This is a genomic window from Citrobacter sedlakii (genome assembly GCF_018128425.1).
GTDB lineage: Bacteria > Pseudomonadota > Gammaproteobacteria > Enterobacterales > Enterobacteriaceae > Citrobacter_A > Citrobacter_A sedlakii.
In genome coordinates this window covers 3,539,985-3,562,514 of sequence record NZ_CP071070.1, presented here as the reverse complement: position 1 = coordinate 3,562,514, position 22,530 = coordinate 3,539,985, and the positions used below count along the sequence as shown (strand labels likewise).

19 protein-coding genes and 1 pseudogene are annotated in these 22,530 nt (G+C 43.6%); 9 read left to right on the top strand and 11 right to left on the bottom strand.

Features of this window, described 5'->3' with window-relative positions; genetic code table 11:
* Positions 1-172 precede the first annotated feature (172 nt).
* From JY391_RS23815 to JY391_RS17060, 5 genes are all read left to right on the top strand, one after another.
* Positions 173-3,148, top strand: a complete 2,976-nt coding sequence (locus tag JY391_RS23815) for an autotransporter outer membrane beta-barrel domain-containing protein (protein WP_229264065.1) — start codon at positions 173-175, stop codon at positions 3,146-3,148.
* Positions 3,149-3,461: 313 nt separating this feature from the next.
* Complete coding sequence (gene ssaA, locus JY391_RS17075; protein ID WP_042286124.1) at positions 3,462-3,563, top strand: small effector SsaA; 102 nt, start codon at positions 3,462-3,464, stop codon at positions 3,561-3,563.
* A gap of 120 nt (positions 3,564-3,683) precedes the next feature.
* Positions 3,684-5,084 carry a cytochrome ubiquinol oxidase subunit I gene (locus tag JY391_RS17070; RefSeq protein WP_042286123.1) on the top strand — a complete coding sequence of 467 codons (1,401 nt, stop codon included), beginning with the start codon at positions 3,684-3,686 and terminating at the stop codon, positions 5,082-5,084.
* Positions 5,084-6,094 (top strand): cytochrome d ubiquinol oxidase subunit II, encoded by a 1,011-nt coding sequence (gene cydB / locus JY391_RS17065; RefSeq protein ID WP_211934711.1) that lies wholly within the window; start codon positions 5,084-5,086, stop codon positions 6,092-6,094. Before JY391_RS17070 ends, cydB begins: the two co-directional genes overlap by 1 nt.
* A complete protein-coding gene (locus JY391_RS17060; protein WP_060569116.1) occupies positions 6,094-6,225 on the top strand; it encodes a DUF2474 domain-containing protein in 132 nt (43 codons plus the stop codon). Before cydB ends, JY391_RS17060 begins: the two co-directional genes overlap by 1 nt.
* A 10-nt stretch (positions 6,226-6,235) precedes the next feature.
* On the opposite strand, the gene JY391_RS17055 is transcribed toward JY391_RS17060, so the two are convergent.
* The gene (locus JY391_RS17055) at positions 6,236-6,868 is read right to left on the bottom strand and encodes a LysE family transporter (protein WP_060569115.1); all 633 of its coding nucleotides are present in this window, start codon (positions 6,866-6,868) and stop codon (positions 6,236-6,238) included.
* 130 nt (positions 6,869-6,998) lie between these two features.
* A pseudogene (locus JY391_RS17050) lies at positions 6,999-8,810 on the bottom strand (autotransporter outer membrane beta-barrel domain-containing protein); the annotation flags it as partial.
* Between the two features lie 196 nt (positions 8,811-9,006).
* Here JY391_RS17050 and JY391_RS17045 point away from each other — a divergent pair.
* The 3 genes from JY391_RS17045 (at position 9,007) to JY391_RS17035 (ending at position 11,559) form a co-directional block, all read left to right on the top strand.
* Positions 9,007-10,254, top strand: a complete 1,248-nt coding sequence (locus JY391_RS17045) for a tyrosine-type recombinase/integrase (RefSeq protein ID WP_211934710.1) — start codon at positions 9,007-9,009, stop codon at positions 10,252-10,254.
* Between the two features lie 111 nt (positions 10,255-10,365).
* Positions 10,366-11,235, top strand: a complete 870-nt coding sequence (locus JY391_RS17040; protein WP_211934709.1) for a DUF6387 family protein — start codon at positions 10,366-10,368, stop codon at positions 11,233-11,235.
* 120 nt (positions 11,236-11,355) lie between these two features.
* Entirely contained in the window at positions 11,356-11,559 is a 204-nt protein-coding gene (locus JY391_RS17035) for a helix-turn-helix transcriptional regulator (protein ID WP_211934708.1), read from the top strand.
* Positions 11,560-12,012: 453 nt separating this feature from the next.
* On the opposite strand, the gene JY391_RS17030 is transcribed toward JY391_RS17035, so the two are convergent.
* Both JY391_RS17030 and JY391_RS17025 read right to left on the bottom strand, forming a co-directional pair.
* Positions 12,013-12,267 (bottom strand): hypothetical protein, encoded by a 255-nt coding sequence (locus tag JY391_RS17030; protein ID WP_000586154.1) that lies wholly within the window; start codon positions 12,265-12,267, stop codon positions 12,013-12,015.
* Positions 12,264-13,112, bottom strand: a complete 849-nt coding sequence (locus tag JY391_RS17025; protein ID WP_211934707.1) for a replication initiation protein — start codon at positions 13,110-13,112, stop codon at positions 12,264-12,266. The genes JY391_RS17030 and JY391_RS17025 overlap by 4 nt, the downstream gene beginning before the upstream one ends.
* 545 nt (positions 13,113-13,657) lie before the next feature.
* Between JY391_RS17025 and JY391_RS17020 the strand changes: the two genes are divergently transcribed.
* Positions 13,658-14,071 (top strand): hypothetical protein, encoded by a 414-nt coding sequence (locus JY391_RS17020; protein ID WP_211934706.1) that lies wholly within the window; start codon positions 13,658-13,660, stop codon positions 14,069-14,071.
* 317 nt (positions 14,072-14,388) lie between these two features.
* Here JY391_RS17020 and JY391_RS17015 read toward each other — a convergent pair whose 3' ends face one another.
* The 7 genes from JY391_RS17015 to JY391_RS16985 form a co-directional block, all read right to left on the bottom strand.
* Positions 14,389-15,060, bottom strand: a complete 672-nt coding sequence (locus JY391_RS17015; RefSeq protein WP_211934705.1) for a hypothetical protein — start codon at positions 15,058-15,060, stop codon at positions 14,389-14,391.
* Positions 15,061-15,345: 285 nt separating this feature from the next.
* Positions 15,346-16,614, bottom strand: a complete 1,269-nt coding sequence (locus JY391_RS17010) for a relaxase/mobilization nuclease domain-containing protein (protein ID WP_211934704.1) — start codon at positions 16,612-16,614, stop codon at positions 15,346-15,348.
* Positions 16,583-17,020, bottom strand: a complete 438-nt coding sequence (locus tag JY391_RS17005) for a hypothetical protein (RefSeq protein ID WP_211934703.1) — start codon at positions 17,018-17,020, stop codon at positions 16,583-16,585. Before JY391_RS17005 ends, JY391_RS17010 begins: the two co-directional genes overlap by 32 nt.
* Positions 17,021-17,261: 241 nt before the next feature.
* Positions 17,262-18,368: a hypothetical protein gene (locus JY391_RS17000; RefSeq protein ID WP_211934702.1), complete on the bottom strand. Its 1,107-nt coding sequence runs from the start codon at positions 18,366-18,368 to the stop codon at positions 17,262-17,264.
* Between the two features lie 4 nt (positions 18,369-18,372).
* On the bottom strand, positions 18,373-18,972 hold the full coding sequence (locus JY391_RS16995) for a hypothetical protein (protein ID WP_211934701.1): 600 nt from the start codon (positions 18,970-18,972) through the stop codon (positions 18,373-18,375).
* Between the two features lie 2 nt (positions 18,973-18,974).
* Positions 18,975-20,963, bottom strand: coding sequence for an AAA family ATPase (locus JY391_RS16990; protein ID WP_101139773.1), 1,989 nt, complete (start codon positions 20,961-20,963; stop codon positions 18,975-18,977).
* A 4-nt stretch (positions 20,964-20,967) separates the two neighbouring features.
* Positions 20,968-22,305, bottom strand: coding sequence for a DNA methyltransferase (locus JY391_RS16985; RefSeq protein WP_211934700.1), 1,338 nt, complete (start codon positions 22,303-22,305; stop codon positions 20,968-20,970).
* Between the last annotated feature and the right edge of the window lie 225 nt (positions 22,306-22,530).

Genomic DNA, 22,530 nt, shown 5'->3' with positions numbered 1-22,530 from the left:
TTGCTGTGCAGGTGGAAAATGGCGCACAGAAGCCACCGTGAGCACCAGCAAAGACCACTCCCGGAATAACCGGCGTTTTTTCACTTTTGTTTAACCCAGGAATTGCACATCGGCCATGGCGTTATTGCACGCAATACGTCTTAGCGCCGCGATGTCTGTTACGGATACCGATATGAAACAATTTAAATTAACCACAACAGCGCTCCTTGTCAGCAGCCTGTTGATGACAAACTATGCCCATGCTGAGCTTTATGACAGAGATGGCGTGATTACCGGAAGCGGGGAGCTTGCTGACGGTGGAACATATAACATCATCAGTACTTCGGGTGAACATAACACTATCTCCGTGGCCAATAACGGCAGCGTGACTGTTAACAACCCTGGCGGTACGAGGACTGTGGATGGCCGTGGGGAGTTTGAAACGGGTGATTTCATGCTGGCCAGCGGGACGATCCTACTGGTTAACAGCGGCACTATCAACTTAGGTTCCGGCTCTACCGTGAATCATATTATTGGTGATTATATTCCCGGAACCGTACCCGGCAGACCGGATCTGCCGCTTGACGCTGATTATGATTTTATGTCTGCGGTCACGATTATGACTGAAGAAAACATCAGCGCCCCCCTGAATGCGCAACAGGCGCAGATCGTTGCTGATGATTTAACGGTTAACATGAGCCATAAGCGTGATGATAAAGGGATCGCCGGGATTTATGGCGCGAAAAACAATGGTTCCATTCTCTTAAGCGGTAATACCACTGTGAATACCACGGTGACCGGGGCAAACAGCAATGCTTTCGGCGTGTATGCAAAATATGGCACCCGCATTGAAGCTGAGAACGTTATCCTCAACAGTAAGGGGACGGGGTATGCTGGCGGGATCATTTCCGAAGCGATGGAAGAGAGTGCCCGTTCGCTTATTCGCTATCAGAATGCGACCGTGACCTCGGTAGCCGATCAGTTTGCTGACGGGATTAGCGCGAACGGCGGCAAAGTTGAAGCGCTTGGCGATACAGTCCTTGACGTCACCGTCAACGCCGTCGGCGGCGTGGCGTCCGGTATCTGGCTGTCAGACGGTTTTCCGGGCGTCGATGTGGATGCCGCTGTCACTACCGTCGGCACCACCACGATGCGACTTAACGCAGGCGCGGATCAGACGGTGCTTGATGGCGTCGACTCAATGGGCTCGACGGTCTATACCGGCAACGATCTGAGTATCACTTTTGATGCGAAAGGGCATCAGCAGACAACGGGCACCGGGCTGTATGCCTCGATGGATCAGGCGTTAGCCGCAGGGAAAATCGCCGTTAACGGCAGTCTGGATATTGACGTTGTCGACGCCACCCGCAGCGGGAGCTGGAATTATCTCCATGCGGATAAGGGCGGCGAAATCACCCTGAATGGCGAGGTGCGGATGGGGGTGAATTACAACGACCCGGATGCTGTCGCGATCCTGGCTGAAAATGCCGACTCCCGCGTGACCATCAATCCGCAGAAAGTCCATATTGTCGGGACGCTGGAGGCAAAAGATGCTGCGACGATTGATATCACCGCGATTAACCAGTCCCGTTTTGATGGCGGCGCAGCAACCACTGACGATGCGGTGAGCAACCTGTCGCTGGCGGAGCAATCGGTCTGGAATATGACCAAAGACTCGCAGCTGACCAACCTGTCGCTGAACGATTCGACGCTGACCTTTATGCCGTCCAGCGCGACGACCCGTTCGCTGACCCGCGACGCGGCGACGTTTAAAACCCTGACGGTGAACGGCGACTATACCGGCGTCAACGGTAATCTCGTGATGAACACCCAACTGGGCGATGATACCTCTGCAACCGATAAGCTGGTTGTGCAGGGCAATACCTCCGGTAACACGAACGTGACGGTGCTGAACGCGGGCGGCGCAGGCGGGCTGACCACCGATGGTATTGAGCTTATTAGCGTGGCGGGAAATTCTGACGGTGTGTTTACTCAGAACGGGCGTATCGTGGCGGGGGCGTATGACTACACCCTGCAACGTGGGGAAGGGCAGAATGAGAAAAACTGGTATCTGACCAGCGCGCTGACGCCGGAACCACAGCCGGAACCGGTTGATCCGACTGAGCCAGTGGACCCGGTCGATCCGCTGACTCCGCAAGCGCCGACGCAACCTGAGCCGCAGACGCCGCGCGAGCACGCGGTGCGTCCGGAAGCGGGTTTGTACGGCATGAACCTGCAGGCGGCGAACACGATGTTTAACACCCGTCTGCACGACCGCCTGGGCGAAACCCACTACGTCGACGCCCTGACCGGCGAGAAAGCGGTGACCAGCCTGTGGCTGCGCAACGTCGGTGGCCACACCCGCCAGCAGGACAGCAGCGGCCAGCTGGAGATGCAGGCCAACCGCTATGTGATGCAGCTTGGCGGCGACATCGCCCAGTGGTCTTCCGACAACACTGACCGTTTCCACCTTGGTCTGATGGCGGGCTACGCCAACCAGAAAGCGCGGGCGGAAAACCAGCGTAACGGCAACCGCGCCGACAGCCGCATCAGCGGTTACAGCGTCGGTCTGTACGGCACCTGGCTGCAGGATAACGCCACCCACGAAGGCGCGTATGTCGATACCTGGGCGCAGTACAGCTGGTTTGACAACACCGTTTCCGGTCGCGGCGTCGAATCCGAAGAGTACGACTCAAAAGGCTTCACCGCGTCGGTGGAATCCGGCTACACCTGGAAACTGGCGGACATCAGCGAGCGTAACGCGCTGTATATCCAGCCGAAAGCGCAGGTCACCTGGATGGGCGTGAAGGCGGACGAACACCGCGAAGCCAACGGCACCCGCGTGGAAGGTCACGGCGACGGCAACGTGCAGACCCGCATTGGTGTGCGTCTGTTCGGCAAGGGCCACAACAAACTGGATGACGGCAAAGACCGCACCTTCCAGCCGTTTGTTGAAGCGAACTGGATCCACAACAGCAAGGACTTTGGCGTGTCGATGAACGGTGACAATGTGGATCTGGACGGCACCCGCAATATCGGCGAGCTGAAGGCCGGTGTAGAAGGCCAGCTGACGAAGAACGTCTCCCTGTGGGGCAACGTCGGCCAGCAGATTGGCGATAAAGGCTACAGCGACACCTCGGCGATGATTGGCATTAAAGCGTCGTTTTAACGGAACGGCCCGGTGGCGTTGCGCTACCGGGCCTGTAAACAATCATGTAAGCCGGATGAGGCGCAGTTCACCGCCGCCATCCGGCTTTTATCCGAAAATCTCAAATTCCCACTGACACTATTTCCTTTCCCTCGCTTCGCTATTTTCTTGCCTTGAATATCGGGGCTTAGCGTCTATTCTTAATGGTCAGACAGGCTTGTTAACAGGCAATAAATGATGGTGCGAGGAAAATATCCTGAGCGTTGCCGAAGTCTATTTAAACGGTAACGATTGGTGATATTTGCATCGCGCGAAAATAACCGAAGGAGGCACTATGCTTTATCACCTTAACCGTTTCGCTGTCGAAAAAGATGATCCTTCCGAAGCCCCGGAATCCGGCGATAAGCCAGACAGCACGCCAAAGAAAAAATCCTGACCGGGTGAATTTCTCCCCCCTGTTTTAACGTGGGGGAGTATTTTTACGCTTCGCTTAACGTTTAATTATTGGATGTCGTTGTCTCTATGCGCAGGTATCGTCATATAAACGGGAGAAAATATGGATATTGATGCGTTTTTGCTGGCAAGAATCCAGTTTGCCTTTACCGTTTCGTTTCATATTATTTTCCCGGCTATCACTATTGGCTTAGCCAGCTATCTGGCTGTACTGGAAGGACTTTGGTTAAAAACAAATAATCCGGTCTGGCGTTCGTTATATCAGTTCTGGGTTAAAGTCTTTGCAGTGAATTTCGGCATGGGGGTGGTTTCCGGTCTGGTGATGGCTTACCAGTTCGGTACCAACTGGAGTGGTTTTTCGCAGTTTGCCGGCAGTATTACCGGCCCATTGCTGACCTACGAAGTGCTGACGGCTTTCTTCCTGGAAGCCGGTTTTCTGGGGGTGATGCTCTTCGGCTGGAACAAAGTCGGGCCGGGCCTGCACTTTTTCTCCACCTGCATGGTGGCGTTGGGCACGTTGATGTCCACCTTCTGGATCCTCGCGTCCAACAGCTGGATGCACACGCCGCAGGGTTTCGAGGTCATTAACGGTCAGGTGGTGCCGGTGGACTGGTTCGCCGTTATCTTTAACCCGTCATTCCCTTACCGCCTGCTGCACATGTCGGTGGCGGCGTTTCTGAGTAGCGCAATGTTTGTCGGCGCTTCGGCGGCCTGGCATCTGCTGAAGGGCAACGATACACCCGCAATCCGCAAAATGTTTTCCATGGCGCTGTGGATGGCGATGCTGGTGGCGCCGGTGCAGGCGCTGATTGGCGATATGCATGGTCTGAATACCCTTGAGCATCAGCCGGTGAAAATCGCCGCCATTGAAGGACACTGGGAAAACACGCCGGGCGAACCCACGCCGCTGACGCTGGTGGGCTGGCCGGATATGGACGCGGAAGAAACCCGCTATGCGCTGGAGATCCCCGCGTTAGGCAGCCTGATTCTGACCCACAGTCTCGACAAGCAGGTACCCGCCCTGAAGGATTATCCAAAAGATGAGCGCCCCAACTCAACCATCGTGTTCTGGTCGTTTCGTCTGATGGTGGGGATGGGGGTGCTGATGATTCTGCTGGGACTCGCCAGCCTGTGGTTGCGCTACAAAAACCGGTTATATCACTCCCGCCCCTTTATGCATTTCGCGCTGTGGATGGGGCCATCAGGGCTAATCGCGATCCTCGCGGGCTGGGTGACCACCGAAGTTGGGCGACAGCCGTGGGTGGTTTACGGCCTGTTGCGTACCCGTGACGCGGTATCGGCGCACAGCACGCTACAGATGAGCATCAGTCTGTTGGCGTTCTTTGTGGTTTACTCGCTGGTGTTTGGCGTCGGCTATCTCTATATGATCCGCCTGATCCAAAAGGGGCCGCAACCGCTGGAGGAACCGACCTCTGAAACCGATGGCCGCCCGGCACGTCCCATCTCCGCGGTGGGTGAACCGCTCGATCAGGAGAAACGCTGATGACGCTCGATCTGTCTGTAATCTGGTTTGCCATCATCGTCTTCGCCACCCTGATGTATATCGTCATGGACGGCTTCGACCTCGGGATTGGCATTCTGTTTCCGTTTATTCGCGATAAGCATGACCGCGACGTGATGGTAAACTCGGTCGCGCCGGTCTGGGACGGTAACGAAACCTGGCTGGTGATGGGCGGCGCGGGACTGTTCGGCGCGTTCCCGCTGGCCTACGCGGTGATTGCCGATGCGCTCACTATTCCGTTGCTGCTGATGCTGCTCGGGCTGATTTTCCGTGGCGTGGCCTTTGAGTTCCGCTTCAAGGCCACGGAATCACACCGCGCCTTCTGGGATAAGTCGTTTATTGTCGGATCGATACTGGCGACCTTCTGCCAGGGGATCGTGGTCGGCGCGGTGGTCAGCGGTTTTCAGGTCAGTGGACGCGCCTTCAGCGGCTCGCAACTGGACTGGTTGACGCCGTTTAACCTGTTCTGCGGCCTCGGCCTGGTCATCACCTATGCATTACTGGGCGCGACCTGGCTTATCATGAAAAGCGAAGATCCGCTGCAAAGCCGGATGCGGCAGTTGGCCCGTCCGCTGTTGATCGTCCTGTTGCTGGTGATGGCGGTGGTCAGCCTGTGGACGCCGCTGACGCAGAGCGCGATTGCCGAACGCTGGTTCTCGCTGCCAAATCTGTACTATTTCCTGCCGGTTCCGCTGCTGGTCATCGTCTTCAGCCTGTGGCTGTGGCGCAGTCTGTATCGATCGGACTTTCATGCCCGCGCGTTTCTGCTGACCCTGGGGCTGATTTTCCTCGGTTTCAGCGGGCTCGGGATCAGCATCTGGCCGTATATTATTCCACCGGGGATCACCCTGCATGAAGCTGCCGCGCCGCCGCAAAGCCAGGGCTTTATGCTGGTAGGTGCGCTGATCATCATCCCGGTGATTCTGGCGTACACCTTCTGGAGCTACTACGTGTTCCGCGGAAAAATCCGCCACGGAGAGGGATATCACTGATGGCGAAAATCAAAAAATGGTCCCACCGCGTGGTATGGCTGATCGCCATCTGGTGCGCCAGCGTTCTGCTGCTGGCGGCGGTCGGCGCGCTGTTCAGAGTGCTGATGACCTCTGCGGGCTTTCGTTCCTGAGCACAAAAGATTAGCGATGGGTTATGCCTTCGTAAATCAAGCGCAGGGCAAACAAACCGATAATTGCGCCAATAATTTTGCTGGCGACGCGCTGGATCCGCCCATACGCGCGACGGACCGCGGGTAACGAAAAGGCCTGGCTGAGGAAGACGCGCCAGATAATGGAAGAAAGCACGATGCCCGCCCAGGCCATCATCCGCGCCCATGTCGGCGTATCCGCGCTGAGCGTGACGGAGAAAATACTGATAAAAAACAACACCGTCTGCGGATTTGATAAATCGGTCAGCAAACCGCGACGGAAAAAGACCGTCCACGGCGCCGCCACCGGCTGCGCGAGCGGGCCCATTTGCGGTGTGTCCTGGCGGCGCAGGCTGTTCCATGCAAACCACAGCAGATAGGCGCCGCCGCCAATTTTTATCAGCGAAAACAGCGCCTCGCATTGCGTGATTAATGTTGCCATGCCAAACAGTCCCAGCCCCGAATAAAGCGCATCGCCAGCGGCGACGCCAAGTCCGGTAAGCACTCCGGCGCGCCGTCCGGAAGCGAGGCTGGTCTGCACCACGACAAAGAGATTCGCGCCGGGATTAAAAAAGGTCAGGACAAACAGGCTGACGGTAAGAAATACGGCATGTAAAGGGTCCATACACCACGCTTCTGTCAAATGAACGATCTGATGTCATCCTATTTTTCACCGATGGATGGCGATGCGAGGGGGATCACAAAGAGAGAAGGGAAGAGAAAAACCACCCGCGTTGCCGCGGGTGGCGCGTCTGTCAGAATGTATATTTCAACCCCAACATGCCTTGCGTATCGCTGTAACCCTTGTCGCCTACCTGCTGAGCGACATTACCCCACAGTTGCAGGCGAGCGTTGAGTTGCCCTTCCACACCCACTTTCAGCTCGCCGATATTGCGCGTGCCTTTCACTTCACTGCGAATATCGTCCATCTTCACGCCATAGTTCTGGCTGTTGTAGATCCAGTTCGCTTCGACAAACGGCTGGAAGGTGCGCGTTTTACCGTCATCGATGGCATTATGGCCCTGCATAAAAGCTTTAATGCCCAGGCGCGTTTGCAGGTTGCCATCCGTTTCATCGACCACCCGGGTCCCGTTTTTCTCGGTGTGATTGTCCGCCTGCACATCCATCCAGGTAAGCTGGGCTTTTGGCTGCAACCAGTAACGGGTACGCCCATCGCGACTGGCGCCAAGGCTGAAGGTATAGCCTGTTTCCAGCGAAGCGGTGATCCCGTCGGAATCATATTTCTCTGACGCCAGTCCCTGTCCGGATACGGTATTTTCAAACCAGTTATAGAGCACCCATGCGTCCAGATAGGCGCCAGTTTTGTCGGCGTCATTGGCGTACCATGTGCCATAAACGCCAGCGCTATATCCGCTGATCTCGCCGCGTGACGCGTAACCCGTGAGACTGGCGTGACTGCGGCTCTTACTGTTCGCGTAACCGCCCATCAGGCCCAGGTGCCAGCGATCCTGGCCGTCACTGCTCCATTGGGCAATGTCGCCGCCAAGCTGGATCACGTAGCGGTTACTTTGGGTGCTGATCTGGCCGGAGCTGTCTTTAAAGCGCTGATGACCGCCAACGTGTCGCATCCACAGGCTGGTCACTTTCTTTTCACCGGTTAACAGATCGGTGTATTGCGTCTCGCCCAAACGATCGTGCAGGCGAGTGTTAAACAGCGTATTGGCGGCAAGTGCGTTCGCCAGATAGCTACCCGTTTCCGGGCGATACTGATGCGTGCCTTCCGGCGCAGGTGGCACCGGAACATCGGGTTCTTCCGGCTGTTCAGGTTCTTCGGGGTCCACCGGTGGGACGGGGGGTTGTGGCGTCACGGAGGCCAGGCTGGTCAAATACCAGTTCTGGTTATCCCGTTTCGTCAGATCATAATCATACGCGCCCGCGACGATACGGCCTTCTTTCACAAAGCTGCCGGCCGACGCGCCTTCAACATTGACGACCTGGATGCCTTCAACTGTTTGCGCGCCGCTGCCGCCTGCGTTAACGATGCTCACGCGCGTCGTGCCTGAGGTATCGCCTTTTACCACCAGTTTGTCGGTCGCGGAAAGATCATCACCCAATGCGGTACGGAGGGACAGTAGCCCGTTGTTGCTGGCGTAATCGCCATTAATGGTCAACGTGGTGGGCGTAAACGTACCGTCAGACGGTGTGTCAGCCGACAGCGTCGCGTTTCCGTCAAGCACCAGCGAGTTGACCGTTTGAGAGTAACCATTCAGATCGAGACTGGCGCCGCTGTCGACAAGGTAGTCCGAGTTCGCGCTCAGCGTGTTAACCGCTCCGGCACGCAGTGTCCCACTGGCGACGTGGGTATTGCCCCGGTAATTGCTCGCACCGGTCAGGGTGGACGTTCCCGAACCGAGATGATTCACCTCGCCGGTGCCGGTAATGTTGGCGCCAAGCACGAAATCATCGCTGTTATGGTTCAGGTTGAGCACCGCCGTGCTGACGCCGTCGATATTCCCAAGATGAATTCGTGGAACGTTAATTGAGCCTGCCGCCTGTTCGGTTTCTCCCTGCGCGCCGCCAATGTTCAGGATACCGGTGCGGCCTTCGGCACCATACAAAGCTTTTTTCAAGTCTACTAACGTCTACTTTAGTCCATAAAAACAGTAAGTTAAGCAGGTTTCTGGCTTTTCTTAGTCTGTCCACGTCTACTCAATTCCTTGAACATATACCAACTGATGATGGTATAACTGATGGTATTCCCGGTTCGATTGATTTTGGTACCAACACTGGAGGTATCAACTGATGGCTCTCACCGATATCAAAGTTAGGACTACCAAGCCCTCCGACAAACCCTTCAAACTCACAGATGGGCAGGGTATGCACCTGCTGATCAATCCTAACGGCTCGAAGTACTGGCGATTACAGTACCGTTTCGGGGGTAAACAGAAAGTTTTAGCATTGGGTGTTTATCCAATGGTCTCTCTTGGTGAAGCCCGCAGGAAGCGAGATGAAGCCAAAAAGTTGGTATCTGATGGTATCGACCCTTCTGAGAAGAAAAAAGCTGATAAGATTGAGCAAAGCGAAGCCCTGACATTCGAAGCTGTTGCGAGGGACTGGCATACTGCCTGTAAAAGAAAATGGTCAGATTCTCATAGTGAAAGGGTTTTAAGGAGCCTTGAAGACAACCTTTTCTCTTCCATAGGACAGAGAAAAATAGCCGAGCTTAAAACTAAGGATCTTCTCGTTCCAGTCAAAACTGTTGCGGCTTCTGGACGACTAGAAGTAGCTGCTCGTCTGCAACAAAGAACCACAGCAATAATGCGATATGCCGTCCAGAATGGCTTAATTGACTATAATCCAGCACAAGAGATGTCTGGAGCAATTGCTGTTGCGAAACGAACCCACAGGCCAGCATTACCATTTGATAGGTTCTCAGAGCTTTTAGAGCGCATCGAGAGCTTTAAAGGTAGGAAACTTACTAAATTAGCTGTGAAGCTGACATTGCTCATTTTTATCCGTTCCAGTGAACTCCGATTCGCAAGATGGTCGGAGATCGACTTTGAAAATGCGATGTGGACTATCCCTGGAGAACGCGAGCCAATACCAGGGGTGAAACATTCCCATCGAGGCTCAAAAATGAAGACCCCACACCTCGTGCCGTTAAGTCGTCAGGCTTTAGAACTTCTAAAAACCATCAGAGAAATCAGTGGGGAATGCGACCTTGTATTCATTGGCGATCATGATTTCAGAAAACCTATGAGCGAGAACACAGTGAACAAGGCACTAAGGTCGATGGGTTATGACACAACCGTTGAGGTATGTGGGCATGGGTTCAGGGCGATGGCTTGTAGTGCCTTAATCGAATCAGGAAAATGGTCAAGGGATGCTGTTGAACGGCAGATGAGCCACCAAGAGCGAAACTCCGTTCGTGCTGCCTACATTCATAAAGCAGAACACCTCGATGAGAGAAAGCTTATGTTGCAGTGGTGGGCTGATTATCTTGATGAAACAACTAAGAGAAGAATTGCACCTTTTGATTTTGATAACTAACTGATTTTTATAAATATAATGGCGCATTCAATAACCAATTGAAACGCCATTTTTTTATTTGCGATTTATGTGCTATTACGAAGTAAGACTTTTTACAACGGAGTGGCATTAATGAAATCTTGGGTAAAAATTAATAGTTGGACATCAGAAGACACTAAAGCAGTGAAAACGTGGTTCAATTTAGACAAATATCGCGAGTTTGAAAACATTTCTATTAATATGCTTTACCATGAAATATGGGCGAGAACATATTTCTTCAAACCAGTAATAGAAGAAGGAATGCAGAAAACGGTATTGAAAAACTATATGCAGATATTGGATGGTGATCCTTTTCTTATCAAAGAGAAACACTTAAATTATATGGATTCCGAAAATAAATCATATCAACCCCCATACTTTTTTATTACTACTGTTGATCGAATAGCAAATATCAGTTTTGCTTGCATGAGAAAGGCTTTATTCATAAGAGCAAATACAGAACAATATAAAATTGATTCCACTATTGAGAATGAATACATATCCGAAATAATTCCTGAACAATTTCCTACTACCATTATGTTAGAAATCGATCTTGCGGGTGGAAGCGATGATGAGATAGCAGAAGCCCTGCGAGTATCATTACCGCAATGGCGAAAAGTAAAGGGCGTTAAACCTGCACCACTTGATGCAGTCAGGTTTGGTTATGGGGCAATAAAAAAATTAATTAGCTATCGAATAATCCCCATGCTCGATTTGCTTGCATGGTCAGAAAGAAAAAAAGTACTTCTGTCAGACGATAGACTATCCCGATTGCTATACACGGATGAAGACGATGATAAGGCAATTCGCCAAGGATATCATATTAGGGATGCGGATCGCCCTTTCGCAATGAAAACTGTAGAAACTGATTTTCTTAGGCAGTTTAATTTTTTTATCAATAAAAATCAGCACGTTAAAGAAATGAGGGTTTCGGATGTTATGAAACTCTCAGACTCTGAGTGATATGAATCTCCATAGACTCATAGTTTCGAGCCAAGGATGGCTCTGGTGTTCGTAATCTCGCTTCATCCATTTGAAATTCATTTGTATTCTATCCCTGTAGAAACAACAGAGGACATACATATGGAAAATCAAGCTCGTCTCATCCGTTTACCAGAAGTCATGAAGAAAACTGGATTTGGTAAAGCGTGGATCTATAGGCTTATCAGCAAGGGATGTTTTCCTCAACCAGTAAAAATTGGTCTTCGTGCAGTAGCCTTTGTAGAAAGCGAAGTAGATAACTGGATTCATGAAACGATTAATTCTTCGAGAAAAAAAGTTTCTTAGGAAATAAATAAAAAATATGAACACAAATTGTTAGAGTTGAGGATTGATGTTAATTAAGAGACGATTATGGTTATTAATATAATTTATGAGGTTGAAGCCATTTTAGACAATGGGGTAATAAAAGAGGGTCGATTTAGAAGTAATTATGCATAGTTATTCGAAATATTAACTAATTAATTAGAGAATACCTTTCTTATTTTAAGAATGGTTATTGTGGTTCTTTCTTTAAATGTCAATTTCCTTAACATATTAAATTTGGTGATCACCGTAATGTATAAGAGTGAGCAATCCGTTTTCATTAGATTTTACTTATGAATATTTAGTCGTTTGCATTCAGGTATTAAATTGTTGATGAACATATGCTGATTTTTGATTCAAAACAAAATGGTCTATTCCTTATATATTTGATATAAAAGATTATATTGGTATGCTGTACATCAGAAATGATATGCTTTATTTGTTTTTCTCTAATGCTAAATATCGTCTATAATATGCAATTGCGCTATATTTTGTCGTGTTCATTTTTTCAGCAACTTCTTTCCATTTTAAACCTGATGCTCTTAGTTCAAAAGCAAGCTTCCTTCTTTCAGTTGCTACCCTTTCGTAATTCTCACGGCTAATGCCGTAATATTTAATCACTGTTGAACGAGATACACCGGCAGCCTTAGCTAAGTCTTTTGCTTTAATTAATTTTCCATTAATTATCATAATAATGTCTCCAATGCTATTTCTAATTTTTTTTGCGTTTTTCTTGTTTTCTTTGCTCTTATTGATTGTATTGTCGAAAATTTCTGAATTGAAAAATTACGCCATGTCCATTTACAAATACTGCTACAAATTTGTTTTGTCTCTTCATGAGATAATGGATTTTGAGGGTTGCTATGATTATTAAGTAAAGTCGCTTTTGATAGCATATCATAAAAAAAACAACGATAGTTTTTACTCTTTTTAAAACTTAATACTTCTTTATAAGCAATAATTCTCAAATCTTCGAACAAGTTAACGTTGCGGCCCAGCCCATGTATAACACTTTTCTTTTTACTCGAAATTCTTATCTTGTCTGGGATAAAATCTAAGAGGTATTGTAAATCATATGCTGAAGTATTTGTCCATGTCGTTCTCCATTCATGCATGTTGAGAGGGTTTTTCATTAAAACATCAGCATAAGCTCTGTCTGCATCTAACCTTTCTGTAAATCCACTCTGGACAATAGCGGCCAACTTTAAAGGCTTATCTCTTGCCATGTCTGTTTTTAATACCGGGCTTTTTAAAGCATAAAGTAAATGAGCATGGCCATTTTTTATGTTTTGTATGATCGTATTTGGTATTGGTAAACCAACTAAGTCCCATGCGACCGCTCCATATTTGTGATCTACATCAAAAACCAAACCGTTAATAAAAGATTTGTTATTAAAACAAATATATTTCTTTAGAAGGGCTTTGTCTTTAGGGGCTCTGTATACCCCATCTCTAAAATCATCACAGCATAAAGCATATTTTTGAATTTGCAGTTTGTATTTTTCTACATTATATATGTTTTCGTTATTTAACATTTCTGATCTCCTTATTGTGTTCTCCATTTTATTGTATTTTTCTAAAAAGGAGATATGTGTTATTTTTATAATTATTTAATAAGTGATTTTAAAAGTTTGTCAAGTGTCTAAAAGCCATATCAGATATTAGGTGTTTCTTGTAGGGTTATAATAACAAAAGGGAAGTGCTTCAATAACAATATAAATGATGATAGCTTTTTTAAGTGCGGCTCATAAATCATAGTTGCATACTGTAATATGATTGCTTTTTATCTGGTAAAAACTAAATATTGATCGCAGGTCCTTTAATTTAATTATTAATTCAATAATCTGACCTTGTCAAATTTTGTATTGTTAAACTTCAACTTTCTTTATATACAAAGAAGATATTTTAAATTTATAACAAAAATTTTTTAACTATAGGAGATATAGAATGTATAAGTTAAGTTTTTTCTAATTAATATCTGTGGTGGATTTTGTTTTGTTGATATTCTTTATTAGTTGACAATTTAAATAAAGCATATATAAGTATTTAAATTGATATAGTTAAATTTAATGGTGGCATTATGCAGAATACAAAATTTAATATTATGGAGAGATATTTGATACTGCTCGATAAGTTTGTCGATAAAATTATCGAATCAGGAGTTTCTGAACAACAATTGATCGAGAGGTCGTATCTGTTTTGTGCTGGGTATTATATTAAGTACCAGCAAGAAATTGAAAGACTGACATTCTCAAATAAAGATGTTGTTTTAACATTTCTATTATTTTCATACTACAATTATATTAATGAGTTAGATAATAATTTAATTGATAAAGTAAGAATGAGAAGAACGTGTTCATTACTTATTAATTTCATTGTCGATAATGGTAGTCAGACAGAAAAAATTTATGTGCAGGAAAAAAAGAAGTACAAATCTTTTACAATGAAAAGGAGTTTATCAGTAAAGAATAAAAGGAAAAAATATGGTCTATAATAATATGAAAACTTCCGTGATTTGAATTTAATGCTTTCAACTTATTATCAGATGCCTACATGAAAAATGCCAAAACTTACATAGCTTGCTTCAGCACAAGCAATGTAGAAATCAACTTTAACTCCTTTAAGCATAATCGTGATTGTTTCGTTGTTTCCACGGAGTACCAATGACAAGGATGTATATCGTTGTCTGGGACTGACCGTTATGCTTATTGTATAAACATTTATCTTTGCTGCCAGAAGGGCTCAGGCTGTAAGATTCGGCAAGGATGTTAACATATTCTATTCGTGATTTCCTCGTTCAAGAGTTTAATTTTAAAATTGTATTGACTTAATAACGCTTCTGAGTGCGTTATCAAATCTTTGGCTTCTTCTCTTTATCCATTTAATGCAGGTAAAGCTTCCAAGTCGTGAGGAAAAATAGGTTAACCACATATATTTATGTTCGTCAAAAACATATCCAGATTTAAACCCCCATGGCAATACAAAAAATGAAATAACTGCAATGCAACAAAGCAAGATAAATATGGTGGAAAAAAACTTAGGAACAGGCATCGCCCTATAATAAAATGCCATCGAAGCGTTAGGGAAAAGTACGGTGAGAAACGCAGGGATAATAATTGTCTTTCTATTTAAGTTGACTTCGTATTCACCAGTGGTTGCATTAACAATGAGAGCATCTTTGAAGACACTAAATGAACCATTAACTCTATACTGGCGAAGCTCGTATTTACAAATTTTGTGAGATTTTCTAAATGTGATACCAAAGGCTGGAATCTGTGTCTCATCCCCCGTATCGGTTTTAACCCAAACTTGGTCAGTGGATGGGAGGGGACTGATAACAGTAGAAGAAAAGGTCTCAACGAACATGTAGGTTTCGCCGAACAACTCGAATTTAGGTGTTGTCATCTCAGCTTTCGTTTCCCGGCGACTTAACGGGTCAATGTTAACTTCTTCATTGCAGTGTTTCGTGATGAAGCTGCTCATACAAATTCCTATGTTTAAGATGAAATCAGATTCGATGATGTATGAAATCGTTCGGTTCCAAAGATGGAATAATATCTGCCATTTCCAGTACCGGTGCATTAATGAAAAGGATATAGACTAGTAAAATCATGATGTTAGCATTCCAGTGTGAACTAACATTTTGACTAGGTTTACAGGAAACGCAAATCACTTGTACCGATCGATTAACAAATAATGATAGTTTGTGGCTATCATAGCATCATTATCGATCGGTATAAACGATCAATTTTGGGAGTATGTTGCTTACTAAAATCTACATGTAAGGTGGTAATGTTGCCTTGGTGGCACTAAATTGCCGTCAAGTAAAGGCTCCACAAAAGTGTTTTTGGGATTGATGGGATGGATTTCTATCATCATCGCTTCAGTGATGACTTGGTGCTTTGCGGGGCGTCTAAGAATTGGGATTTTAAGTTGTCTCAGCAGACGATAAATCGTATCAAGGTAAGGGATGGTTTCCATCCATCTGAATGCTGAGACCTCGTAGCTTTGATTAGGCATCTCTTTTACGGCTTTAGTTGCTATCGCTTTCTTACTCCCTGCTAAAGCTTCCGAGAAACACTTCTCTTCTACATAAGCGACATCACTTTCGTCTTTACCTGCATGCCTATCAATGATAAATGCTTCGAAGGAGCTTTTAACGTTTTCCTTTAAGATTTCGTTCGCATTCGCTTTAGTGATAGTTGCTTTTAGGTCAAACAGAAAGTCGTTATCGCGTTCCGGTCTATAATCGAGTTTACCCTGCAAGGTCGACCAAGAAAAACACTTACCTAATTGCGAAGCTTTGAAAGCAATCCCGGCGTATTCGAATGAGAAACCATTCATTTTACCTGTAGATGTGATGTTGGGTAATGCATTAATATTTTGTTCAAAAAGCTGTTGGACAAACTCCGTGGTCGTTACTCTTTTAGAAACTAACGTCTCTAAAGCGTTCTGGATGATGGTTTTTGGGCATTGTTCACCTGTCCTTTTCTCTTGCATCACTTCATTTCGTGTTTTTTTTCGTGTTAGTTTAGGGCAGGGCAATGCTGAAGAGGTTTTTGTTTCGGGGCCTTTAGTTCTTAGTAGCGAATAGTCGTGTTCAAGCTGTTGGATAATGCGTGTACTAATCAGGTTTTCATTTTTGCCGAGATAGAGTTTGCCTGTAATACGGTCTATGCGGCTGGCGATAATGTGGATGTGTTGACCGACCGCATCGTCATGCAACACGTAGCATCTGAGATGCGTTTCCGAGAAGCCGATGCGCTTCATATAGTCATCAGCTATAGCGGACCACTGAGCATCGGTTAGCACTTCGTCCTTTGGTAAACGAAGCGAATTGTGCCAAACAGGTTTATCCACATCAGGGCGAAGCATTTTTGTTAGATTGAATTCAGTGATTAGATCTTTCGCTGCACATCCATCCATATTTCCCCCGATCACGACAGGAGCTATCCTATGATGAGAATCTGGTTTTAATGCATAAAGGACGATTCCGATAAAGTTCTTACCTCTGCGGATCTTTTGCATTCCCTTCATCGGGGTCTCTCCATAAGTCAGCGGTGATGAGATGTAAACGAAGATCGGAAATTTGTCGCTTCACTGCAAATAGTTCCGTTTTGGTCAGGTGGCTTCCAGCGCTTTTATTATCAAGGTGGAAAACAATCTTATTAAGTTTCTGTGAAAGGTCAGCTAAAGATCTCCATGCTTCTATATTAATTGCTGGAACAACACTTGGAACTGTATTAAGTAAAGATAAACGAAGCCATTCACCTTTGCGATGGCGGCCACGTTTTTTATTCAGAAGCGTTAGCTCTTCATTATTAAGCCTGACACTCACGCAATGAGAACGAAGTTGTTTATGTGGAATATTCATTTCGTTAGAACTTCCACAGTTGAAACGATTGTTCATCTTTCTCATATTGATATTATTATTTTTGGTCATATCAAATCCTTTTGCATAATTAATTTTTGGCTCGTGCCTTATTTATATTGCAGTAGAACATTATGTCAATATATAGTGTTCGTTTTATTTTAATTTTTTTTCAACTGAAAGGCGAAAAAACAAGGGTAAACTCAAAGAAGCAGCATAGCGCTTCTTTGAGTTAGCCCTTGCTTAAATTATAAATTGTTGCTAATAAATTTAAAGCCACTCCATGTCAAAGTGGCTTTTTATTTTCCGGAAATTATAAACTTGAATACCTTGGCCTTAGGTAAAAACGATAAGGCTTATTAAAATAACCTAATTCATAGTATTCTGGATTATATTCGATATCGTGATTCTCATAGAAGAAAGCATCATCTTTATTGATCTGAGCTTCTGGATCTACAAGGTTTTTTCTTCTTGCATCAAAAACAACTAAATATGCTTGAGGTAATCTTTCCGGGCTACTTGTGAATTCATTGTCTATGTACTCAATTAATTGCTTAGCACCCTCACGCGCCCTGTTTTCGTCATAAATGGTAAATGGCTTTTTAGGGTCTTTCGGAGCGATTTTTAGAGAGGTTCCAATCCATTTTATCTCGATGAGAGCAGTAGCTTTGCTGTGAAACCATGATATTTTGATATCCACAGGTTTTGTATCATCTGTATTTTGTTCTGCTCTAACGTCGGCATCTTTTAATGTCATATTTAAAGCCTGAACGAGAGAATCACGCATAATATGTTCTGGCTTATTATTTAAAAATAATCTTGCACCAGCAACGCCTTTATGCCAAATAGACTGGAGGATTTTACATGTAGTCTCTCTCGCCATTTTGATATAATACGCTTTCAAAGCATCATCCAATGAACGGTAAGTTGGGGCACAGAAGTTGCTTGTTATCATTGGTGAAAGAGGAACTACTTCATCAGTGAAAGCGCCGATGTAAAAATGCTCTTTTTTATTATTAAGACTATAGAATATATAATTTTTGCGCAATTCTTCGTCATTATGAAAATCGTTCTCATCGGTTATTGATAAAGCACAGCTTCCATCTTCTAAAACTTCAAAAGATATACATTTATCAGAACGTGAGGATATTATTGTATGTATATTATCAAAATCATAAATTAGAGTAATAGCCTCTCTTGGGAACATATTTTCTTTTGTTTCAAAGTTTTCAACCTTGATATAAAACATTAATTTAAAGTTTACACTCTCTGCTGGAAAATGTTGATAAAATATCTTTATTCTATCCATCAAAAAAGAAAGTTTATCAGTGCCATTATTACCAAAGACTTGGCTTGCATGAAGTGTTGGACTGCTTGCAATTAAGTCATGTATTCTTCCGAGGTCTGCATTGATAAACATAAACTTATCCTTCAGTTCTCATTACACGGGCAGATAACCAAATTACAGCAGGTGATAATAAATCTTTATTTTCCTTTCCAATCATTTTTGATATGACATCATATTCTTCATATAAAATATCTATGTTATCTTCATCATCCAGTAATGGCGCTGCCTGAGCAAGGCTGGTACTTAAAGACATTCCAGGCGAGTTTTTAATTGCATTTCTTATTGCGCCAGATGGTATATTGAGTCCACATTGTAATGCTGTACTGATAAGTTCTCTTCTGTTTATCAAAGATTTATCATGAGAGAAGTTATTTAATTCAGCAGATATAATATCATCATTAGGATGAAATAAACCATTTTCATCGGTGTAAATGAAACCTCTATTCAATAAAAAATCTATTGCATGCTGAAGTTCGTTTGAAAATGGGAATCCATATTCAGTTACGGTGTATTTATAACCCCAGCTGCTTATTGATTCGCCTTTAAATAAAGCTAGCACGCATGATAGATATGAATAAAGATGATATTCAACAAAAGATATAGGACGCAGCGATGCCGGCATTTCGTCCATTATCATTAGTGAATCAAAGTAGGCGGAGGGTAGTATTTGTTTCATAATTACTCCATGGCTTCTTCAATATCGTTATAGGCTCTGGTGAACAAACCCTCTTCACTTTTCTGCACTTCTGTAAGGTTTGTCCACTCAGTCATTCTTACTATTTGCATTCCCTGCTTTTTTTGTAGGTTAGCAAGCCTTAGAACAAGATATGAGCTTCTAAGATTTGCAGTCATAAGTATGAAATTGTTTTGTTTAGCATATTTAGAAAACATTGAGCCAGCTCTCGCTTCATACGCTATATCTAAGGAGCCTTCAGGTGTATCTATAAGTAGTGTAGCTGGACCATCGCACATAAATTCAGTTATTGCCATTCTTAATGCAATGTCAATAAAAAATCGCTGACTCTCTGATAGCTTATCTGAGGTTGTTCTCAGTTTTTTATTCATGTGCAACGTCAAGCCAAATCCTGATTTGGTTTTCGATTTGTGATGTTCTAAAACTACATCAACGGGCATTCCAATGAATTCTTCTGCTAATTCTCTAAACCGTAAAACAAAAGATTCTGCATATATAGAGTAATTTACCTTTAATTCTTTTTCATGCTTTCTTAATTGATCACGAAGCTCATCTCTTTTTTTATAGAATGCCAAGCTACTTTTATTAAACTTGTCTCTCTGCGCTTCCAATTCTTTTATTTCTTGCGTGAAATAATGAGGGTTTGGTGAGCTTCCTAAAAGAATGGCACTTCTATTTTCGTTTTCAAACGAGTCAAGTTCTGCTTGTGCTGCTTGTTCGTTGGCTTCAGCTATATTTAACTCAGAAATCACCCGGTCTAATGCTTGATAGGTTATTTCAAGTTTTTCTTTGATGTTTGCCCTTTCAATATCTATTTTTTTGATTTTTTGAAGAGCAAGTTTGTCAGCATCTGAATCATCAATAACTTTAGATAAGCATAATGGACATTTATTTTCGGATATTATATCTTCTAAATGATGAGATATATCATGTGATTCAGAATTACAAAGAGCGCATTTATGATCTTCTATGCTTAATTTTATTAACGGATGATACCGCAAGTGGCTCATATTAGATAGGCGAGATGAGAACTCTTTTCTATATTCGACCTCTAACGCTGAATATTTCGAATTCAATTCAGCGCATTTAACTTCTAAGTCTTTTTTTTCTAAATTTATATGAGCGGTTCTATTTTGCGCATATTTAACATTTTCACAAAGTTTTTTATGTCTTTCTAACGTTTGTGCTTGTGATAAGCCATCATCGCTGTGCTTATCCCTCATTGCTGATAACAATTCATCGATTTGACGTGTTATTTGTTTTGCTGCGAACTTAGCATTTCGTCCTCGTGAATCTTCCTTCTCCATTTCATTCTGTAAGTTTTCAGCTAAAATAGCTACAGAAGGATCAGTTCCAAAGGCTATATATAATGCATTGGTTAATATATCGTCGTTCCAAAGTAATAAATGTCTTGATTCATCAAACACAGATATAAAATGGAAAAGAAATATATATTGACTAAAATCCTTTAATCCAGTTAATTCAATTATTTTTTGCTGATATAATGACTCCATTTCCTCAGCATTACTGTTATTTAAATTTAAGGTGATATGATTATTATTTCCAAGGTTTTCGATCGAAAGACTTGAAACTTTACCATCAGAAAAAAGATGGCGCACAACTTCTATTCTTGTATTCTTGCATTCTAACAGTACTGATACTTTAACTCGTCCACGTAAACTTTCACTAATTCGACCATTAAAATAATCAGTTGTTCTTGTATTTCTTGTCGCATTCTTGGCATATTCTGGAGCCGTAGAGAAATTTTTCTCAGTAAGTGGAATCGCTCCGGTTATACAGTAAGTTACAGAATTAAGAAAAGTAGATTTTCCTAATCCATTAGCTCCGATCAGACAATAAACATTTTTATTGACTTCTGTTATAATATTTGGATTGCTCGTGTATAAATCAAAGTCATATAGTCTAACTTGTTTAATTATAGGTAAGGTGATCTTATTTCTTTCAGTGGTCATGATTTTACCTTATTTTCTTGAAAACCAAACAATGTTCAGAGAGCTCAAATTTACCGCCATGCTGAGAGCTGCTCCTCATTGAACGTATCTCACCTTTTTCTTGGAGTACAAAACCAAGAGGTATCAAAATTTCTTCAAGTATGACACCAACGTCAATATGTACACCTGCATATTGGCTATCACCTATAGCAACTATGGCGTGATGGTTTACAGGTAATATTCTACTAAATTCTTTAAAAATAGTTTGAAGGTCTTCAAAATAATTATAAACCATCTCAGGTATATTTTTGTTCCAAAGATCCTTTCTCAATTTATTTAAATTATCAAAAACCGTTATTAAGGTTTTAGAGTTTAGTTCCATATCTGCATCGAAATTCCATTTCGCCTGAACATGAGATCGAAATGTTTGGTTCCTTAATTTCTTGTTATCAATATCATTTTTAAGGTAATCTAACATCCACAACTCAATATTGTACACATCCGTATAATCAAAAGAATTAGGATAAGGAGGAGAGAAAATAATAACGTCTGCCTTTTTAATATCCTTTAGCAGTTTTCTTGTATCACCATTAAGAATGGTATGTGTGCTATTATTTTCTGTGCGAAATAATTGAATGTCTTCTAATGCATTATACACAGCTTTGTTTAAAGACCGAATTACATCATGTCCTGTTTTGACTCGTGATTCCCAATTACGTCTATATCTTCTACCTTTTCCATTTACAATTGCATTGCTATTCTCAATAAGAACTGAGCCTAATAACACCTTAAATAAGCGGGCTTCATCATTAGACATTACTTTAGAGCTTCGCAGTAATGCTCTGATAGTAGCGTATGTATTTTTATAGAATATGAATCTACCTTTGATGCCTGGCTCTGTAAAAGATAAAGGCATACCAGGTGTCAATAAAAAATCTTCAGGAATAATCTCTAAATTATCGATTATATTTTTATATCCCCTCAAAAATATTTCTGGAGATACGTATTTTAACTTTGCTGAGATTAAGTCTGCTAAGAATGGGTTAACTTCTGTCCCGATTGAATTTATTCCCATCAACTTACATGTGATGGCAGTTGTTCCACTTCCTAAGAATGGATCTAAACATGTATTGACTTCATATGGTAATGAGGTAAGAGTATCAACGACAAACTTTGGAGAAAAGGCTTCCTTAAAGCGAAACCAACGCTGGAAGGGAAGATCTATTGTCCCCTGATTTGAAGAAGTTGGGGCCTTTTCATTATATTTTGAAAGCCACTTACTGAAATTATCGTGTTCACTCTTGGCAATGAACCTGAAAGAGTTAGTAATAGTTTCATTGATTTCTGACTGCCAGAATGACATATTTCAAACATCCATAAATTTATTTTCTCCCTTATATCACATTTTATCATGAAAATCAATGAATTGTGGTGATTTAATTAATGGTGAATAAATCTGCGCGTAGTAGTATATTTAATTCTGCAGCATTCTTTTCTTATATAGCATCAGATTATTTAGAAAATCTTTTATTCGATTTCAATTTTGGGAGGTGATGGTATTTGTGATGGTATCTTCCCTTTGTTGCTT

Excerpts from the sequence above, each read along its gene's own strand:
- JY391_RS23815 (WP_229264065.1), top strand. The coding sequence starts at position 173 with ATGAAACAATTTAAATTAACCACAACAGCGCTCCTTGTCAGCAGCCTG.
- ssaA (WP_042286124.1), top strand. The coding sequence starts at position 3,462 with ATGCTTTATCACCTTAACCGTTTCGCTGTCGAAAAAGATGATCCTTCC.
- JY391_RS17070 (WP_042286123.1), top strand. The coding sequence starts at position 3,684 with ATGGATATTGATGCGTTTTTGCTGGCAAGAATCCAGTTTGCCTTTACC.
- cydB (WP_211934711.1), top strand. The coding sequence starts at position 5,084 with ATGACGCTCGATCTGTCTGTAATCTGGTTTGCCATCATCGTCTTCGCC.
- JY391_RS17060 (WP_060569116.1), top strand. The coding sequence starts at position 6,094 with ATGGCGAAAATCAAAAAATGGTCCCACCGCGTGGTATGGCTGATCGCC.
- JY391_RS17055 (WP_060569115.1), bottom strand. The coding sequence starts at position 6,868 with ATGGACCCTTTACATGCCGTATTTCTTACCGTCAGCCTGTTTGTCCTG.
- JY391_RS17045 (WP_211934710.1), top strand. The coding sequence starts at position 9,007 with ATGGCTCTCACCGATATCAAAGTTAGGACTACCAAGCCCTCCGACAAA.
- JY391_RS17040 (WP_211934709.1), top strand. The coding sequence starts at position 10,366 with ATGAAATCTTGGGTAAAAATTAATAGTTGGACATCAGAAGACACTAAA.
- JY391_RS17035 (WP_211934708.1), top strand. The coding sequence starts at position 11,356 with ATGGAAAATCAAGCTCGTCTCATCCGTTTACCAGAAGTCATGAAGAAA.
- JY391_RS17030 (WP_000586154.1), bottom strand. The coding sequence starts at position 12,267 with ATGATAATTAATGGAAAATTAATTAAAGCAAAAGACTTAGCTAAGGCT.
- JY391_RS17025 (WP_211934707.1), bottom strand. The coding sequence starts at position 13,112 with ATGTTAAATAACGAAAACATATATAATGTAGAAAAATACAAACTGCAA.
- JY391_RS17020 (WP_211934706.1), top strand. The coding sequence starts at position 13,658 with ATGCAGAATACAAAATTTAATATTATGGAGAGATATTTGATACTGCTC.
- JY391_RS17015 (WP_211934705.1), bottom strand. The coding sequence starts at position 15,060 with ATGAGCAGCTTCATCACGAAACACTGCAATGAAGAAGTTAACATTGAC.
- JY391_RS17010 (WP_211934704.1), bottom strand. The coding sequence starts at position 16,614 with ATGAAGGGAATGCAAAAGATCCGCAGAGGTAAGAACTTTATCGGAATC.
- JY391_RS17005 (WP_211934703.1), bottom strand. The coding sequence starts at position 17,020 with ATGACCAAAAATAATAATATCAATATGAGAAAGATGAACAATCGTTTC.
- JY391_RS17000 (WP_211934702.1), bottom strand. The coding sequence starts at position 18,368 with ATGTTTATCAATGCAGACCTCGGAAGAATACATGACTTAATTGCAAGC.
- JY391_RS16995 (WP_211934701.1), bottom strand. The coding sequence starts at position 18,972 with ATGAAACAAATACTACCCTCCGCCTACTTTGATTCACTAATGATAATG.
- JY391_RS16990 (WP_101139773.1), bottom strand. The coding sequence starts at position 20,963 with ATGACCACTGAAAGAAATAAGATCACCTTACCTATAATTAAACAAGTT.
- JY391_RS16985 (WP_211934700.1), bottom strand. The coding sequence starts at position 22,305 with ATGTCATTCTGGCAGTCAGAAATCAATGAAACTATTACTAACTCTTTC.